This window comes from Pseudomonas sp. 11/12A (genome assembly GCF_000800055.1).
GTDB lineage: Bacteria > Pseudomonadota > Gammaproteobacteria > Pseudomonadales > Pseudomonadaceae > Aquipseudomonas > Aquipseudomonas mohnii.
This window is the reverse complement of sequence record NZ_JUGV01000001.1, coordinates 2758154-2775314: the sequence shown is the minus strand read 5'-3', so window position 1 is coordinate 2775314 and position 17161 is coordinate 2758154. Positions and strand designations below refer to the sequence as shown.

Genomic DNA, 17161 nt, shown 5'->3' with positions numbered 1-17161 from the left:
GGTGGTTTAGCGCTCGCGTTCCTGGATTTAACCGGTGTCACGAACTGGCGCGGCTGGAGCATGAGCCGGAACGGCGGGTGGAGCGTTTCAAGGTCTAGGAATTCGTCCGGCTCGGTGGAACAGACGCGACCTGTCGATCGCTCAACACCGTGCCGGCGTTGCGTCCCAGCCCATAAATCGCAAGGGCCGCCAGACCGGACGGCACCACCAGTGCCGCAAACACCTGCGCGAAGGTCCAGCCCCAACTCAGCATCTGCGCGCCGGCAAAGGCGCTGAGGATCGCGCCAAAGCGACCGATACCGCTCATCCAGCTGGCGCCAGTGGCTCGGGCCTGGGTGGGGTAAAACGTGGCGGCCAGCGCGTTCATGCCGACGCTGGCGCCATTGAGGCCGAACCCGACCATCCAGGCTACCAAGCACAGCAACAGGAAATGCCCCGTGGCCTGTCCGATCGCATAGATCACACCTCCGCTCAACACGAACACCGCCATCAACACCCGGTATTTATTGCAGCGATCCATGACCCAGCCGACACACAGCGCGCCGGCGGGTCCACCGATCTGGAACATCGCGGTCACAATGGCCGCATCCGCAACGCTATAACCGCCCCCGTCTTTCACCAGGGTCGGTAACCAGCCGCTGAACAGGTAGACCAGAAACAACGCAAGCACATAACCGCTCCACAACATTAACGTGCCGAAGCGATAGGAAGGGGACAATACGATCTGCATCGCCGAAGACCGCATCAGCGGATGAGCCGGCAGGCAGAAGGTCGATTTCGCGTCACTGACGCCCGGCGCGAGTTTTTCCACAATGGCGCGGATACGCGTGTTCGGCGCCCGCTTGGCGACCAGGAACGTCACCGACTCGGGCAGTTTGAAATACAGCAGCGGCGCCACCAGCAGGGGCAAGACACCGCCCAGAATCAGCATGCTTTTCCAGCCGAAGGCCGGGATCATCCAGGCTGACAGAAACCCGCCTCCGGCGGCGCCCAGGGAGAACCCACAGAACGCCACCGTGATCAGGAACGAACGGCTGCGCTGCGGCGCGTACTCCGACACCAGGGTACTGGCATTCGGCATGGCCGCGCCGAGCCCCAATCCAGTCAGGAAGCGCAGGATCACCATGGTGCTGATGTCCGGGGAAAACGCCGTCGCCAGCGTCCACAGGCCAAACATGGAGACACTGCTCACCAGCACGATCTTGCGTCCGTAACGGTCGGCCAGCGGCCCGGCGACCAGTGCGCCGACCGCCAGACCAATCAGCGCCGCACTCAACACCGGGCCCAATTGCTGATGGCTCAAGCCCCAGTCCATTTTCAGTTGCGGTGCGATAAAGCCCATGATTGCCACATCCAAACCATCAAGGCCGATGATCAGGAACCCGAGAAAGACGACCCACTTCTGAAAGCTGCCAATGGGGCGACTGTTGATCAGCGCGTGGATGTCGATGGGTTGAGTTGTCAGCATGAAAGTCACCTCTGTGTTGTGGGGGCGCTCAACCACGGCGCCCACTTTTTTATTGGGGTGAAGCGAGGACGGTCACCGGCGGCTCAAGCGCTGCCGAGGCTGTGGAACCGCACCGGGCGGATAATCCGGGTTTCCTGGGCAAGGATCAGGTGCGCAGAAGCCTGCAGGTAGGCCGGGAAGCGGGGATCGCCATCCCGCGCCTGGCTGCGTCGTTCGAAGTCATCGAGACTGTCATAGCCCCATAGGTGCACGACTTGGTTCAATGGGCCGATGCTGCTGGTATAAAACCCCAGCGGCGCGCCCAGATGCTCGAGCAAAACCGGCATCGCCAGACGATCGAAGACCTCAATGAACTCGGGCATGCCCCGTGGGCGGATGGTGTAGATACGGTGGTCGACGACCGGCTTGTGATTCATCAGGCCACCTCCTGCCGAGGGTTGCCCGGTGTTTTTTCGGCGGCCACCCGGGCCAGGTGCATCCCGGTGAGATAACCGAAGGTCATGATCGGCCCGAGCGTGATGCCGGCAGCGGGATAGTTGCCCCCCATGATGCTCGCCCGGTCGTTGCCCACCGCGTAAAGCCCATCGATTGCCCGGCCTTCTTGGTCGAGCACTTCACCGCAGATGCTGGTTTTGATGCCATCAAAGGTGCCCAGATCGCCCATGATCACTTTGAGGGCGTAGTAGGGGCCGTCGCCAATCGGCGCCACGCACGGGTTCGGCAGGTTCTGCGGGTCGGCGAGGTAGCGGTTGAAGCTAGTAGTGCCACGGCCGAACTGCCGATCCACGCCTTGCCCCGCCGTGCGATTGTAGTCACGTACGGTCTGTTCCAGCCCGGCAGCGTCGAGCCCGGCGCTACGCGCCAATTCAGCCAGGGTGCGGCCACTGTGCAGGTAGCCGTTGCGCAGCAATGGCGCGAGGGGCATCGGTGCCGGCTTGGCGTAACCCAGTCCGTACTTGGCCATGGTCCGGCGGTCGCAGATCAACCACATGGCGGTTTCGGTCTGCTGGGCACAGGCCTCGATCATCGCCGCGCCGACATCGTGGTATGAGTTGGACTCGTTGGTGAACCGTTGGCCATTGCGGGTCACACCGATAACGCCGGGCTTGTAGCGATCGAGCAAATGCGGGAAGGCGGTGAACCTGCCGTTACCCATCGGCACTTTCGAGACAGGCATCCAGGCAGCAGGCGCCTTGAGCCGTATATCGACGGTGCCGCCCAGGGCTTCGGCCATGCGCGCGCCATCCCCGGTGTTGCCTTGCGGCACCGGTGAGAAATGCTCGCCACCGCGGCGCACATGGGGATAGGCCTGCTTCAACCGTTGCAGATCATGGGAAAAGCCGCCGCTGGCCAGTACCACACCGTGGCGGGCTTCAAAACGCAACTCACCGCCCTCGGTCTGAGCGACCACCCCAGTGACCCGGTCTGCGCTTTTCAACAGTTGACGGGCGCTGGTTTGCGTCAGAATCGGAATCCCCAGGTCCAGCGCCGATTTCGCCAGTCGCGCGGCCAAGGCATTGCCGCTGGTCACCTGAATGCCGCGCCGGTAAAGCAGCAACTCTTTGGCGTGAGTCATCAGGCGCTTTGCAACATAGAGGAACGAGGTCAGGGATTTGGTGGCGTTGAAGAAATGCTTGAGGTCGGCATTCGACGAATTGAACATCATCCCGATAAACGTGATGGTTTTGAGCGGCGGCCGCAGACGTGCCATGTCGGCCCCCAGCCTGCGAATGTCGAACGGCGCGGCGAGGATCGAACGGCCGATATCGACGCCACCGGCCACGTCCGGGTGATAGTCCGGGTAGAGGGTCGGGATGAACTGGACTTCGGTCTCGCGCTGGAAAAAGTCGATCATCTGCGGCGCGTTATCGAGAAACGCATCGACGGCCTCGGCATCGTAGAAATCACCCGTTTCGTTCTTCATGTAGGTCAGCGCGGCCTCCCGACTGTCCGTGATGCCCTTGGCCTTGGACAGCGCGTTGCCGGGAATCCACAGCACCCCTCCCGAGAACGCGGTGGTCCCGCCGAAGTACGCATCCTTTTCAATCACAATGACTTCCAGCCCCTGCTTGCGTGCAGTGATGGCGGTCGCCAGACCACCGGCACCGGCGCCGATCACCAGAACGTCGCACCGACGGATCGCCTCGGTAGTTGTCGTCGTCATAGTCAGTCTCTCTCGGTAAAAGCCAGCCGAACGCTCGCCGTGGTCGCCATCGACAGCACGACAGGCACAGGTTCGCTGGGGGATTCGGAGTCGGCCATCATCGGCCGAACGGAGGTCAGGCCTGGCGGCTGGCCATGGGGGATTCAAAGCCGGGGCGAGGAATCAACGCCATCAACATACTTTCCAGGCCACCATCGACGGTCAATTCGGCAGCGTTGACATAAGCTGCCCGCGGGCTCGCGAGGAAGAGGACGGCATCGGCGATGTCCTGGGGCTCGCCGATCCGCTGGTTGGCGGTCATCGCCTTGCGCTGCTGCTCGACCTTGGGGTCGGCGTAAAACGCCGCCGACAGCGGCGTGCGAATCAGGCCCGGGCAAATGGCATTGCTGCGAATGCCCCGTGGCCCCCACTCTGCGGCGATCTGCCGCGAGAGCATGGCGACCCCGGCCTTGGCTGCACTGTAGGCACCGCTGAAGGTTTGCGGGTAATGCGCGGCGATCGAAGCGATGTGCACGATGCTGCCGCTTTGCCGGGCCAGCATCAGCCGCCCGAACGCCTGGGCACACAACAGATAGCCCGTCAGGTTGACCGAAAGCACCTGGTTCCAGTTGTCCAGGGTCAGCTCTTCAAGCGCGCCGGCCTGCAGCACGCTGGCGTTGTTGATCAGCACATCGCAGCGCCCATGGAGCGCCTGCACTTGCTCGGCGGCCTGTTGCACGCTGAGGGGATCGGCAATATCGCAGTGCAGCACAGAGACATCCGCTTCACTGTTTTGCGCCAGTTCGGCGGCCAGCTCGCGGCATTTTTGTTCGTCGCGATCAAGCAGCACCACATGGGCGTTCTGGCGAACCAGCGCGGCGGCAATCGCGGCACCGATACCGCCGGCTGCGCCCGTGAGGACGCAGACCCTGGAATCGAGATTCAGCCAGCTTTTCTGCAGGTCGTTATTATTCATTGTTATCTCCAACACGCATTTCAAGACAGTTCGCCCACTGCACTGGAGGCAGCAGGCGGTGCTCAGGATAGAAGCGTGGGACGGCTCACAAGAATGGACAAAACCTTCAACCGTCGAGACTTTTCCGACAAATCAACGGCGAATTGCCCAACGCGCGGGTTCTTCGCTAAGGTAGAAAACACGTGCCCGTAGAACATAAAAATAATGAACAAGATTCCCAGCTATGCCCTGTACGGCGAGGCGGTGGCGCCGATATGGCACGACTCACTGCATGTCGAATCGATCTCCCTGCGCTCCGGCGCCTATAACTGGGAGATCGCCGCCCATCGACACGACGGGTTGTTGCAGATGCTGTACCTGCAAAGTGGCGAAGGCGAGGTGCTGCTGGACAACCAGCGGGTCGAGGTCAAGGCGCCGTGCCTGCTGTACATCCCTGAGCAGATCGTCCATGGCTTCGCCTGGCACGGACGGGTCGAAGGGCATGTGATCACCGCCGTCCAACACCCGCTGGAAAGCATCGTCCAAGTGCTCTCACCGGGCCTGTTACCTCAGATCCAGAAAGCCTGTGTCGTTGCGCTGCCGCATTGGGAGCCGGCCGATAATCCGCTGGAGCCGCTGTATCGGGCGTTGTATGGGGAGTACCACGGTCGTGGTCGGGAACACACCGCGTGCAGCATGTCGTTATTGCTGGCGCTGGTGATCCAGATGCTGCGCCTGAGCGAATACACACACGACTTGCATGCGCACCGTCACGATCGACGCAGTCAGCAGGTGATCGCCTTTCGCGAACTGGTGAACCGGCACTTTCGCGAACACCTTTCGCTGCACGACTACGCCAATTCCCTCGGGATCACCGTGGTGACCCTGGGACGGCTGTGTCATGAACAACTCGGCATGACCCCCATGACCCTGATCAACGCCCGGCTGATCCTCGAAGCCAAACGCGAACTGGCCCATTCGGCCCAAAGCGTCAAGCAGATTGCCCACGGCATGGGGTTTTCCGATGTCGGTTACTTCAGCCGTTTTTTTCGCAAACACGCCCAGCGCAGCCCCAGTGAGTTTCGCCTTCAGGCCCAGGCCCTGCACACCGGCTCTCATTCCCCCGGCGTTGTTCCGGAGTGAGGCAAGTCTGCTGTCTGTTCACGACTCGCCGCCCACAAGCCTCACCCTGTGGCAGTCAGACGGTCCGAGTTTTTGACCGTTTGATGAGCGAACATCCATCGGCATCAGAGGCTGGCCGGACGCGTTGTCCAACAGCACGGAACGCGTCTCCTGCGGCTTGAACAGGTAACGTTCGCCCCATTGCCGCATGCTGACCACAACCGGAAAGATCTCCCGTCCTTTGTCCGTAAGGACGTACTCCTTGTAGGCGCTGCCATCGGACGCCGGACGCACGTCGAATACCCCGACCTCGACCAGCGTCTTCAGTCGCGATGCCAGAATGTTTTTGGCCACGCCCAGGCTCTTCTGAAATGCGCTGAATCGGCGAATGTCGTCAAAAGCGTCGCGGATGATCATGAGCGACCAACGATCCCCGATGGCCTCCAGTGTTCTTGCTACCGGGCATTCGCTGCAGTGTGGTGAGGCGTCTTCTTCCATTTTTTTGACCTTGCGCAATGTGGTTGCAATTAAAAACCCAATGCCGCAACAATGGATACTAGTTTTTAATTGAAACCAGTTTAACGCCATGGAGGTGCACATGACAGTAGAGGCCGACTCAGCCACCAAACGGTTCTCCAGACAGCCTGCGGGATGGCTTGATCCGGATACCGGCGAAAGCAGCAGGGGCGACCGGTCTCCAGGGCTTTCCCCGTCGCTCACGTTATTGTTTTCTGTCACCTGTGCGCTGGCAGTGGCCAACGTTTACTTCGCACAACCATTACTCGACTCAATGGCCCAGAGCCTGGGTGTGGCGTCATCGATCATCGGCGTTGTGGTGACGGCCACTCAGGTGGGTTACGCGTTGGGGTTACTGTTCATCGTCCCGCTGGGCGATTTGGTAAACCGTAAACGGTTGATTCTGACGCAGGTACTGTTGTCTGCGGTGGCGCTCGCGGCGGTCGGTGCAGCACAGCAATGGCTGGCCCTGTTGGGGGCCATGATCATGATGGGCTTGTTGGCAGTGGTCGTTCAGGTATTGGTGGCATACGCCGCCGCGCTGGCAACTCCATCACAACGCGGGCAGGCCGTCGGCACGGTAACCAGTGGAATTGTCCTGGGTATTCTTCTGGCGCGCTTCACTTCAGGCCTGATTGCGGACATCGCGGGCTGGCGCGCCGTTTACTTCGTGTCCTCAGGATTGATGGTGTCCATCGCGGCGGTACTGTGGAAAGTGGTTCCTGTCACGGCGCCGTCAAGGCACCAGGACTCCTACCTGGCGCTCATTCGTTCACTTTTCAGACTGTTCATCACCGAACGCACGTTACGCACCAGAGGCCTTCTGGCCTTACTGATCTTTGCCGCTTTTTCTGTGCTGTGGACATCCATGGTTCTGCCGTTGAGCGCGCCCCCGTTGTCGCTTTCACACACTGCCATCGGTATGTTTGGATTGGCCGGCGTTGCCGGGGCCCTTGCTGCCAGTAGAGCCGGGCGCTGGGCCGATCAAGGCCTTGGGCAACGAGTGACCGGCATTTCGCTGGGGCTCCTGACGCTGTCCTGGTTGCCCATCACGTTTGCCGAAACGTCCCTGATCGCGCTGGTCTGCGGCGTAGTCCTGCTGGACTTCGCGGTGCAAGCCGTACACGTCACCAATCAGAGCCTCATTTTTGCTGCACGACCCGACGCCCAAAGTCGCATGGTCGGCGCCTACATGTGCTTCTATTCGGTCGGTAGCGCGCTGGGAGCCGCAGCCGCGACCCAGGTTTATGCGCTATGGGGCTGGATTGCAGTCAGCCTGCTGGGCGCTTTGATCAGCGCTACGGCCCTGGTTCTGTGGTTTCTCACTTTTCATTTTTCAACGACCCATCAGGGACGATCAGCGTGAAAACCAGGCACCTGCCACTCGCAATCTCGATGGCTGCCATATGGGGTGTGTATTTCTCCCACGGTTGACCCGCTGATTGCTTGCCGGCATTCCAGCGCGGTTTTCACCGCCTCAGCCGGCGAGGCGGGTGCCCAACGCACATCCGGTGTCGCTCATTAGAAGGGATTAGCCCCGCAATGGCCCCGCGCGCTTTTGCTCCTTTGCTTGTGGCAGGGGCTGCACTTTCTCAGGCGGTTTGATCGAGCCGATGTAAACCGCGAAGATCGTCAATAGCGCTCCGCACACTTGGAAGGTTGAGCTGGCCTTGCCCAGAAAAGTCACGTCGATGAAATAAGTAATCACCGGTTCCAGCAGCAAGATAAGGCCAGCGACCCCCAGGCTGATCGAGCCGATCGAACGGTTGACCAGCAGCCATCCGACAAACTGCACCAACACGCCGTAGATGATCAGCATCACCAAGGTCTGGGCATCGACGATAGCCAGGCTCTCGCCATTGAACATCGCGTAACCGAGCAGCACCAGCGCTGCCCAAATGCCCAGGTTAAGCATCTGGGCAGTCTTGTCGCCGCCACCGTCAGGTAACTGCGTGTTGATTTTCAGGAAGTAAACGCAAATAGCGTAGGCAAGGCCCGACAAGACACCAAACACGACCCCCTTGATACCCAGCGAACTCGTCATTTCGGGCACCAGCAGCAAATAAAGCCCAACGAACGCGAGGAGGATGGAGATCAGGAAATAGATCGAAGGCCGCTCCTTGAGCAAGCACATTCCCAACACGGTCATGAAAAACACCTGGCAATTGGTGAGGATAGAGCCGATGCCGGGTCCCACCACATAGATACTCTGATGCCAAAGCACCAGGTCTATGGCCAAAAACACCCCCGCCAGGCCGGTGTAGAGTTGGGCTCGATAACTTTTTAGCAGTACTGGAATCCGGCGGACTTTGAGCAGCAGGAAACACAATATCGACGCAAACAGCATTCGATAGAACCCTGCTCCTCCGGCACCGATATGAGCAAAAGCCACCGCTAATGCCGAGAGGCTGAGCATCAGCCCACCGACCGTCAATTCGATAATGGCACGGTTTTTACTTAGCGACATGTGCACCCCCTTACACGACCCACACGCATTTCTCCTTTCCCTGTTGGACGGATACAACGACGCCCGACAAACAGAAAAGCTCCACGGGCTTTTCTGTTGCCGCGATCTCGACTTTTATTAGGTCTGAAACATCCGTGCTCAGGCTGAGCCTTACACTTCTTCAGCCGCTTTTTTCAGCCACTGTTGAACCGGCTCGTAAGCCACCACCAGATCCACATACTTTTGCAGTGCTGGCGGCACGCTGACGCCATAACGGCGGAAGCGGAACACCACGGGCGCGAACATCGCGTCCACGATGCCGAACGGGCCGCACAGGAATGCGCTGGATTGGCTCGCTGCCAGCAACCCTTCCCAGATGGAAAAAATCCTGGCGATCTCTTCCTTGGTTTCTTCGGTCAACGCACCGGCATCGTCGCCAGCGCCCAGGCCAAACGCCATTTGTGTGCGCAGATGGGTAAAGCCGGAATGCATTTCAGCCGCGGCGGAACGCGCCAATGCCCTTAGACGCGTATCTCGGGGCCACAGGTTGGCATCGGGGTAGGCCTCGGCAATGTATTCACTGATGGCCAGGCTGTCGTTGATCACTACGTTGTCTAACAACAGCGCCGGGACTTTCCCTGAAGGTGAGTATTCGCTGATTCGGCGATGCGTGTCAGGCTGTTCCAGCTTGATCTGTACCGTATCGAATGCAGCATCAGCGGTCACCAATACCAACCACGCACGCAGTGACCAGGAAGACTTTTTGAAGTCCCCTATAACCAGTTTTGCCGTCATATTCTTCCCTAGCGCATGTTATGAAACAGGTGCTAACTTTACGGCCGCATTTTTCAGTCGTATTGCACAAAACTGGACAAGTCATGGAAAAGACAGAAGGCCTGAAAGACCCTCTTTATGAAAAGGATTTCGTGCGTTTCTGGCGTATTCCCGAAGGTGACTGTGAGCTGTTGTCGGCGCGGTACACCACCCAGTCTTTTGGTCGGCACTCGCACGACCGTTATGCGGTGGGGGTGATAAGCGCAGGGGTTGAAAAACTGTTTTACCGCGGCAGCTATGCCTTGGGCGGGGTAGGCAGCGTTGTTACCATCACGCCTGGCGAGATACACGACGGCCTGCCTGGACACGACAATGGCTGGATGTACCGCATGCTCTACCTGGATCCAGACTGGGTTAATCGCTCGGTGTTCCAAGGGCGCGTGGCCAGCGATCACGTACATCTTTTTCAAGAAGCACTCAGCTCAAATCCAGCTTTTGCCCAGACCTTTCTTCAGCAGCATCAACTAATCGAGCAGACGCCGCCTGGACTACAGCGCGAGTCCATCTTGCTGGAACTGGTGTGTCAGGTATTCGAGCGCAGCGGTGCCCCTGCCTTGTCAGTCCTGCCATCAGAGCAGCAGGCGGTAAAACGGATCAAACAGGAGTTGGAAGACGATTTTGCCCGGGACATTCCCTTGGAGACCTTGGCGCAGCTGGTTGATCTTGATCCGCTGTACCTCATTCGGGTTTTCAAGAAGCACGTTGGTGTTTCGCCGCACAGCTATCAAATACAGAAGCGCATCGCGCACGTGCAAAAACTTCTGCGCGCTGGCGCCAGCCTGACGGAGGCTGCCTTTGCTTGTGGATTCTTCGATCAAAGCCACATGACACGGGCCTTCAAAAAAGTAGTCGGGGTCACCCCCGGAAGCTTTCGCAATAACTGAGTGTTTCGAGAGAACACTTGAGGGGCAGTAACCTGTCCATCATGACGTGGCCGTCACAAAGCGTGTAATAGCGCATTCGTGTACAGCCCGGAAAAAATGCGCTCTACCGGTCCTGTGAGAAAGACAGTTCCCACGCCATCCCATTGAACGGTCACTGTTCCGCCATCACATTCAACTTCGACACAATCGTCCAGCAAGCCACGTCGTATGCCGTTAACAACGGCACCGCAAGAGCATGAGCCCGAACCCAGCGGAATGCCTCCCCAGCGCTCCCAAATTCGCAAGCGAATGTATTTTCGATTAATGATCTGGACGAAATGCACGTTTGTCCTGAGGGGGAAAAGGGGATGGGATTCAATGGCCGGTCCAGTCGCCGCTATATCAATGGCTGTCAGATCATCCACAAAAAAGGTGCAGTGTGGATTGCCCATGCTGCAAGCCGCCGGAGCGCCTGTCAGGGGCAAAGCACCCGTATCCATTGCCTGAGCCAGCGGCACAGCCGACCACTCGAAAAGTGGCGCTCCCATGGCAACGGAAATAGCGCCGGACGAGGTTCGTTCGCAAGTGAGCAGGCCACGGTTGGTTTGAAGCGTTATCGACGAACTGTTTGATTCGCGCATCAGCGTATCGGCGGCACCACGCGTCGCGCTGCCACAAACGTCCAGCGGGGAGCCATCGGCATTCCAAAACATCAAACGCGCATCTGCATTCTCGTCATCGAGCAGAACCGCGAGTTGATTGAACCCGATGCCACGGTTCCGGTCACCCATTCGCCGAGCCAGGTTGGCTGTCATTGAGTTGGACGAATTGCGCAAGTCCACGATGACGAAGTCATCGCCATTAGCATGCATCTTGTGAAACTTCAGCGGCATAGGTTGACCCTGGCAATGAGAAATGGGGTGAATTGATGTATGACGTCGATCCATGGCCGAAATCAGTCAGGAACATCCGCTATCGGCCAAACGCAGCCTGTATCAACGACAGTACATTCTTGTAAAGGGCAGCTACAATCCCTCAAGACTCTTCTGGGCTTTGCTTGAGCCGCTCAAAGGAATTCCAAAGCAGCACACCTTTGCGATCCAGCGCCTCAGGGCGTCAACAGTGATGTCCGATACGCTCCTGTAGAGGATTTCTTGTTGCACCCTGACAGGTCGTACGGACGATTAACCATTTACATGTGGTGCTTTTATGTGGGGGAAAGTTAATGGTGTCGTCACTTTAAGCCTGGTGCTTTCAAGCTGTTTTCTACAGGTGTCCGCAGAGCCGGTTCCTCCAGATCCTGACCAGGCGATTGGCCGCTCGTTGTCCATTATTCGCTCAGCCACAGCGGAGAAGCCGCAGGTCCTGAAAATTCTTTTCTATGGACAGTCGATCAGCTCGCCGGCATGGACCGATCCGGCTATTGCGGCTTTGCGAGTCAAATATCCCAACGTGGCCTTCGTGTACCGTAACCTCGCTTTGGGGGGGTGGAGTGCTGTTCTCCTGGAACAGGCGGTCGCTCGCGACGTGGAGGAGGTCTATCCCGATCTGATCGTTTTCCACGTGTATGGCGATCACCGTGCCTACGAGCGAATTATTCGGACCCTTCGTTCAAAAACGGCAGCCGACATCATCATTCAAACCGACCACGTCGTGAATCCGCTTGAACCGGTGTGTGACACTGGCTTTCATTTTCAATGGTCGCCGCCCGAGGGCTGTACGGGGCATTTCTGGTTCAAGCAAAAGAGCTGGGAGGAGTTCATGTCCAGCGTCTGGAAGCCAGCCATGGCGGCGAAATATGACCTTGCGCTGGAACCGCGTCGCCAGCGCTGGAATGCCTACTTGCAGGAGAATAATCTCCAAATAGCGGATCTTCTCGCCGACCCGCCGCATCCCAACGCCGAGGGATGGGCCCTCATGGCTAACCTGTTCACCAGTTGGATCGAGGAGCTTGTGGATCACCCTCAAAACAATGGGCGGTACACTTCCGACCAGGTTCGCAGTTTTACTGCGCCTGTTCCTGGCGAAAAGACCCGCTATGAGTTTTATGGCAACCGCGCCGAACTCATTGCCGCGGGGCCCCTGGACGGAAAAGTCAATCTCACTATCGACGGAAAGCCGTCTCGTGAGCTCGACGGCTGCTGGCAAACCAGCCGCGTGACGGGTTTGCCGAATGTCCCGGAATGGCCGGCCCTGAAAAAAGTCGACGTCCGCCAGTCATATCGCGAAGAGGATGTCTGGACGCTTCGGGTACGGAATTTCGACACTTCGCAAGGAAGCTTCGACTTTGACGTCGAGAGCGCGCGTACAGGCGCAGAGGGAAGCGGATCGGGCAAGGACGTTTTCAAGTCGCGCTCGGGGAACGTTACCCTACAGCCGGACGCCTGGAACTTTTCCTACGCCAAGTTAATATCCGGTAAAGGTCTCGCGGATGAACAAAGCTTTCAATGGGAGCGACGCTTCGTCTGTGGCGACGAGCCGCCGACTGCCCTGGCAAATGGCTCGGTGCAGCAGCGTCATGTACTGGGAACCGGCCTTCCCAATGCACATCATGTCATTGAGTTGACTGTTCCATCCGATACGCCCGCGATATTGGAATTGCGCGCTTATCGGCCGCCCCTTGTTGAGTGATATTGCCCATAATGAACGCGCTGATCGGGCAGATCTCCGACAGTACTGTGCAGAAACGGGAAACACCTTCGTGGATCGAAAAGAAGACCCATCCGCCACCTCCGACTGGGTCATCCGCAGCGCTCGACCCGGTAGCGTCGAGCGTATCGAAGCGTGGTTCGGCAGCCACGGTTACGACCCGCATCGTCACGACACCTACTCGATCGGTCGCACCCTCGCAGGCGTGCAAAGCTTTCATTACAAGGGTTCGTTGCGCCACGGCGTTCCAGGCAACACGCTCGTGCTTCACCCCGACGAACTTCATGATGGCATGGCCGGCACCGACGCAGGTTTTCGCTACCGCATGGCCTACATCGACCCCGGATCGATCCAGAACGTTCTGGGTGGGCAACCCTTGCCCTTCATCGCCGGGGGGCTTTCGAACGATCCGCGCCTGTACCATGCCAGCCAGGCCTTCGTGCAAGCGGTGGATCATCCCTTGGAAGCGCTGGAGGAGCAGGATGCCCTGTATGACCTGGCGATGGCGTTACGTGCTGTCGCAGGCAAGCCGCGCGGTCGCAAGAGCCTGGATTACCGCTCAGCCGAACGCGCCAGAGCGTTCATCCTGGAGCATTTGCACCTCGGTATTACGCTGGAGATGCTCGAAAATGCCAGCGGGCGCGAACGCTGGAGTCTGTCACGGGACTTCAGGGCGCTCTACGGCACCAGCCCCTACCGTTTTGTCACCCTGCGTCGCCTGGATCGCTTTCGCGGGTTGATCCTTGACGGCTTCACACTGGTTGACGCCTCCCTCTCCGCAGGCTTTCACGATCAAAGTCACATGACCCGACATTTCACGCGCTGCTACGGCGTGCCCCCCATGCGTTGGCTGGAACGCTTGCGGCCTGCACGCTGACTTGCAGGATCGTACAAGATCGATGGATTCACGGTTCGATAGGCTGACGACTTCCATTCAAGAGGATCTGTCATGTCTGAGTCCCGTCACCCACACTCATCGCTGCCCATCAACCTCGCGCAAAAGGCTTCGCTGATCGAGCAGCAATGGAGCCCCAGAGTTGTAGCGGAAATGAACGACTACCAGTTCAAGGTCGTGCGAATCGAAGGCGAATTCATCTGGCACTCACACCCTGAGACCGACGAAGCGTTTCTTGTGCTGGAAGGCACCTTGCGCATCGACCTGCCAGAGGGCTGCGTCCACGTGAATCCGGGTGAACTCTATGTGGTGCCACGCGGCGTTGCACACCGGACCGCCGCGCAAGGTGAAGCGAAACTGATGATGATCGAACCCCGAGGCATTTTGAACACCGGCCATGAAGAGGGCGAGCGAACGGCCTTGAACGACGTCTGGATATGACTCAACGCCGCGTGCGCCATGGATTACCAAAAAACCTGGAAATATCCACGGGCGCACGCCGGGGTTTACAAGGCAGTCTCACGCGAGGCTTGTTCGAACCGTTCGCACAAGAAATCCAGCAATGCGCGTACCCGTGGCGCCAGGTAGCGGCTGCGGGGGTAAAGCGCGTACACGGGGGCTTCGTCCGATTGCCATTGCGGCAGCACCAGGCTCAAGCGTCCTGCCGCCAGGTCCGCGCTCACGTCCCAGATTGATTTGAGGACGATGCCGTGGCCATCGATCGCCCATTGGCGGGCCAACGCGCCGTCGTTGGTCTCGCGCGCTGCCTCCAGAGGCACCTTGAACAGCATCATTTCCTCGCCACGGTGCAGGCGCCATTCGCTGGACCACCCCGACTGGCCGGCGACAATGTGATCGAACCCGGCCAACTGCTGCGGATGGTCAGGCGTGCCCTTGCGTTGCAGATAGCTCGGCGCGGCGCACAGGACGCGGCGATTGGTGGCCAGGGGGCGGGCGATCAACGAGCTGTCCGGCGGCACACCGAAGCGGATCACCAGGTCGACATCGTCCGCGATCAAGTGCGACAGCGAGTCGGACAGCAGCAGCGCCGGCACGACCTGGGGGAAGCGGGCAGTGAACTCATCAAGCCACGGATTCAACACATGTCGGCCGAAATCCGAGGTGGCGGACACCCGGATCTTGCCGCGGATTTCCTTTTTCTCCGCCGACAGCGCCGCTCGCGCATCGTCCAGCGCCTGCAACGCCTGACGGCAATGTTGCAGGTAAATCCGCCCCTCATCGGTCAGCCTCAGCTGGCGGGTGGTGCGCTCGAACAGGCGAGTGGCCAGCGAAGCTTCGAGCTTGAGCAAGCGGGCGCTGGCGGCGGCTGGTGACAGCCCCAGCTTGCGCCCTGCAGCTGAGAGCCCGCCCAGTTGGGCTGCTTCGACAAACAGGCGGATGGCTTCCAGGTTATCCATCATTGTTCCAATATTTTTGAAAATCCATCAAAGATTAGCCTAATTATCAAATCCAGGCAGCGGTCGCAGACTGAGTCCATCCACTTCGTTTGGCTCAGGAACGCTCACCATGACGACCCCTTCAACATTGTTTGAACCCATCGCCTTCGCCGGCCTGAACGCCCCTCACCGGGTGGTGATGGCACCCATGACCCGGGCGCGCAGCAGCCAGCCCGGCGACATCCCCAACAGCCTCAATGCGCAGTACTACGCGCAGCGTGCATCGGCGGCATTGATCGTGACGGAGGCGGCGCAGATTTCCCCTCAGGGCAAGGGTTATTCCTTTACCCCCGGCATCCACACTGAAGCGCAGGTGGAAGGCTGGCAGGGCGTGACCGAGGCGGTGCATGCCGAGGGCGGTCGTATCTTCCTGCAACTGTGGCACGTCGGGCGCCTGTCCCATCCGGACTTCCATCAGGGCGCACTGCCGGTGGCACCTTCCGCCGAACCCTTTGAAGGACAGATCTGGAAAGTCGACCCGGTCACGGGGCAGGGGGGCATGTTCGATAGCCCGACGCCTCGCGCGCTGACCAAGGCTGAGATCGCACAGATCGTCGACGACTTCCGTCAGGCCGCACGTCGGGCAATCCGGGCCGGTTTCGATGGCGTGGAGATCCATGGCGCCAATGGTTATCTGGTGGATCAGTTCCTGCGCACCACATCCAATACGCGGACCGATGAATACGGCGGCTCGCGCAGCAACCGCCTGCGCTTTCTCAAGGAAGTGGTCGATGCAGTCAGCGATGAAGTCGGGGCCGAACGCACGGCGATCCGCCTGGCCCCCTTTCTGACCGCCCGAGGCATGGCCTGCCCGGACATTCTCCCGACCATACTCGAAGCGGCCGAGTACCTGCAGGCCAAGGGCATCGGCTATCTGCATCTGGTCGAAGCGGACTGGGACGATGCACCGGTGTTCACCGAGTCGTTCCGTCAGGCGATCCGCCAGCGTTTCACTCGCCCGATCATCGTCGCCGGCAATTACGACCGGGCGCGCGCCGAGTGGGTCATTGGCCAGGGCTATGCAGACCTCGTGGCGTTCGGCAGACCCTTTGTCGCCAATCCGGATTTGCCGCTGCGCCTGGCGCAGGACCTGCCTTTGGCCCCGCTTGATCCTGCCACGCTGTTCGGCGGCACGGCCAAGGGCTACAGCGATTATCCCTCCATCACCTCGGAAGCAACCCCATGCGCTCGTTGATCACTGGCCTGTTGGCCGCCGCTGTCACTGCTACGGTTCTGGGCCAACAGGCAGTCGCCGCAGAACCCACGCTGGTTACCCCCAAAGTGCTGATTGCCGATCCCGGTGCCAAGCCTGAACAGGTCCAGGCGCAGACCCTCGCGGCACGGCGTTACGCAACCTTCTGGTCGTCCGGCGACCCGGCGCTGGCCCGCCTGGCACTGGCGCCCGGCTTCATGGACCGCGCCTTGCCGCCGGGACGGGCACAGGGCATCGCCGGGCCCCTGGCGGCGTCCACGGCTTTCCACGCGGCCGTGCCCGACCTGAACTGCGAAGTCCAGCAGATGATCGTCAGCGGCGATCGGGTGGTGTCGTTCCTGCGTTTTACCGGGCACTTCACCGGTACGTTCAACGGTGTGAAAGGCCAGGGTCAGGCGGTGAATTTCATTGCCACCGACGTCTACCGCATCGCCGACGGCAGGATTGCCGAAAACTGGCACCTGGAGGACAACCTGACGTTCCTGCAGCAGATTGGCGTTATCGCTCCATGACATAGGTGCCAGGGGCAGGGCAGAGGGGCGGGTACTTGCGCGAGCCGAGCTTCTTCGGTGCCGGCCGGCTATCGATGGCGTAGTACTT

At 59.6% G+C, this 17161-nt stretch carries 18 protein-coding genes; 9 read left to right on the top strand and 9 right to left on the bottom strand.

The window, feature by feature from the left end; all coding sequences use genetic code 11:
• Window positions 1-94: 94 nt before the first annotated feature.
• The 4 genes from GQ39_RS12740 to GQ39_RS12725 form a co-directional block, all read right to left on the bottom strand.
• Window positions 95-1468: an MFS transporter gene (locus tag GQ39_RS12740; RefSeq protein ID WP_047530282.1), complete on the bottom strand. Its 1374-nt coding sequence runs from the start codon at window positions 1466-1468 to the stop codon at window positions 95-97.
• Window positions 1469-1551: 83 nt separating this feature from the next.
• Window positions 1552-1884, bottom strand: a complete 333-nt coding sequence (locus tag GQ39_RS12735) for an NIPSNAP family protein (protein WP_047530280.1) — start codon at window positions 1882-1884, stop codon at window positions 1552-1554.
• Complete coding sequence (locus tag GQ39_RS12730) at window positions 1884-3632, bottom strand: FAD-dependent oxidoreductase (RefSeq protein ID WP_047530277.1); 1749 nt, start codon at window positions 3630-3632, stop codon at window positions 1884-1886. Before GQ39_RS12730 ends, GQ39_RS12735 begins: the two co-directional genes overlap by 1 nt.
• A gap of 115 nt (window positions 3633-3747) precedes the next feature.
• Complete coding sequence (locus tag GQ39_RS12725; protein WP_177329328.1) at window positions 3748-4587, bottom strand: SDR family NAD(P)-dependent oxidoreductase; 840 nt, start codon at window positions 4585-4587, stop codon at window positions 3748-3750.
• A gap of 204 nt (window positions 4588-4791) precedes the next feature.
• Between GQ39_RS12725 and GQ39_RS12720 the strand changes: the two genes are divergently transcribed.
• On the top strand, window positions 4792-5709 hold the full coding sequence (locus GQ39_RS12720; protein ID WP_052193577.1) for a helix-turn-helix domain-containing protein: 918 nt from the start codon (window positions 4792-4794) through the stop codon (window positions 5707-5709).
• A gap of 18 nt (window positions 5710-5727) precedes the next feature.
• Here GQ39_RS12720 and GQ39_RS12715 read toward each other — a convergent pair whose 3' ends face one another.
• Window positions 5728-6186 carry a winged helix-turn-helix transcriptional regulator gene (locus tag GQ39_RS12715; RefSeq protein WP_047538830.1) on the bottom strand — a complete coding sequence of 153 codons (459 nt, stop codon included), beginning with the start codon at window positions 6184-6186 and terminating at the stop codon, window positions 5728-5730.
• Between the two features lie 100 nt (window positions 6187-6286).
• On the opposite strand from GQ39_RS12715, the gene GQ39_RS12710 reads away from it, so the two are divergent.
• Window positions 6287-7570 (top strand): MFS transporter, encoded by a 1284-nt coding sequence (locus GQ39_RS12710; protein WP_047530275.1) that lies wholly within the window; start codon window positions 6287-6289, stop codon window positions 7568-7570.
• A 165-nt stretch (window positions 7571-7735) separates the two neighbouring features.
• Here the strand turns inward: GQ39_RS12710 and GQ39_RS12705 are convergent, their stop codons facing one another.
• Both GQ39_RS12705 and GQ39_RS12700 read right to left on the bottom strand, forming a co-directional pair.
• Window positions 7736-8671, bottom strand: a complete 936-nt coding sequence (locus tag GQ39_RS12705; protein ID WP_052193575.1) for a DMT family transporter — start codon at window positions 8669-8671, stop codon at window positions 7736-7738.
• 150 nt (window positions 8672-8821) lie between these two features.
• On the bottom strand, window positions 8822-9445 hold the full coding sequence (locus GQ39_RS12700) for a glutathione S-transferase family protein (protein WP_047530274.1): 624 nt from the start codon (window positions 9443-9445) through the stop codon (window positions 8822-8824).
• Between the two features lie 83 nt (window positions 9446-9528).
• Here GQ39_RS12700 and GQ39_RS12695 point away from each other — a divergent pair, with 83 nt between their 5' ends.
• On the top strand, window positions 9529-10368 hold the full coding sequence (locus tag GQ39_RS12695; RefSeq protein WP_047530272.1) for a helix-turn-helix domain-containing protein: 840 nt from the start codon (window positions 9529-9531) through the stop codon (window positions 10366-10368).
• A gap of 53 nt (window positions 10369-10421) precedes the next feature.
• Here the strand turns inward: GQ39_RS12695 and dapF are convergent, their stop codons facing one another.
• On the bottom strand, window positions 10422-11240 hold the full coding sequence (gene dapF / locus GQ39_RS12690; protein ID WP_047530270.1) for a diaminopimelate epimerase: 819 nt from the start codon (window positions 11238-11240) through the stop codon (window positions 10422-10424).
• 52 nt (window positions 11241-11292) lie between these two features.
• Between dapF and GQ39_RS12685 the strand changes: the two genes are divergently transcribed.
• The 4 genes from GQ39_RS12685 (at window position 11293) to GQ39_RS12670 (ending at window position 14332) form a co-directional block, all read left to right on the top strand.
• Window positions 11293-11493, top strand: a complete 201-nt coding sequence (locus GQ39_RS12685) for a hypothetical protein (RefSeq protein WP_047530268.1) — start codon at window positions 11293-11295, stop codon at window positions 11491-11493.
• A gap of 63 nt (window positions 11494-11556) precedes the next feature.
• Window positions 11557-12978, top strand: coding sequence for an SGNH/GDSL hydrolase family protein (locus GQ39_RS12680; protein ID WP_047530267.1), 1422 nt, complete (start codon window positions 11557-11559; stop codon window positions 12976-12978).
• Window positions 12979-13048: 70 nt separating this feature from the next.
• Window positions 13049-13873, top strand: a complete 825-nt coding sequence (locus tag GQ39_RS12675) for an AraC family transcriptional regulator (RefSeq protein ID WP_047530266.1) — start codon at window positions 13049-13051, stop codon at window positions 13871-13873.
• Window positions 13874-13945: 72 nt separating this feature from the next.
• Window positions 13946-14332 carry a cupin domain-containing protein gene (locus GQ39_RS12670; protein WP_047530264.1) on the top strand — a complete coding sequence of 129 codons (387 nt, stop codon included), beginning with the start codon at window positions 13946-13948 and terminating at the stop codon, window positions 14330-14332.
• 65 nt (window positions 14333-14397) lie between these two features.
• Here the strand turns inward: GQ39_RS12670 and GQ39_RS12665 are convergent, their stop codons facing one another.
• On the bottom strand, window positions 14398-15309 hold the full coding sequence (locus GQ39_RS12665; RefSeq protein WP_047530262.1) for a LysR family transcriptional regulator: 912 nt from the start codon (window positions 15307-15309) through the stop codon (window positions 14398-14400).
• 109 nt (window positions 15310-15418) lie between these two features.
• Here GQ39_RS12665 and GQ39_RS12660 point away from each other — a divergent pair, with 109 nt between their 5' ends.
• Both GQ39_RS12660 and GQ39_RS12655 read left to right on the top strand, forming a co-directional pair.
• A complete protein-coding gene (locus GQ39_RS12660; RefSeq protein WP_047530260.1) occupies window positions 15419-16543 on the top strand; it encodes an alkene reductase in 1125 nt (374 codons plus the stop codon).
• The gene (locus GQ39_RS12655; RefSeq protein WP_047530258.1) at window positions 16531-17073 is read left to right on the top strand and encodes an ester cyclase; all 543 of its coding nucleotides are present in this window, start codon (window positions 16531-16533) and stop codon (window positions 17071-17073) included. Before GQ39_RS12660 ends, GQ39_RS12655 begins: the two co-directional genes overlap by 13 nt.
• Window positions 17074-17161: the final 88 nt, after the last annotated feature.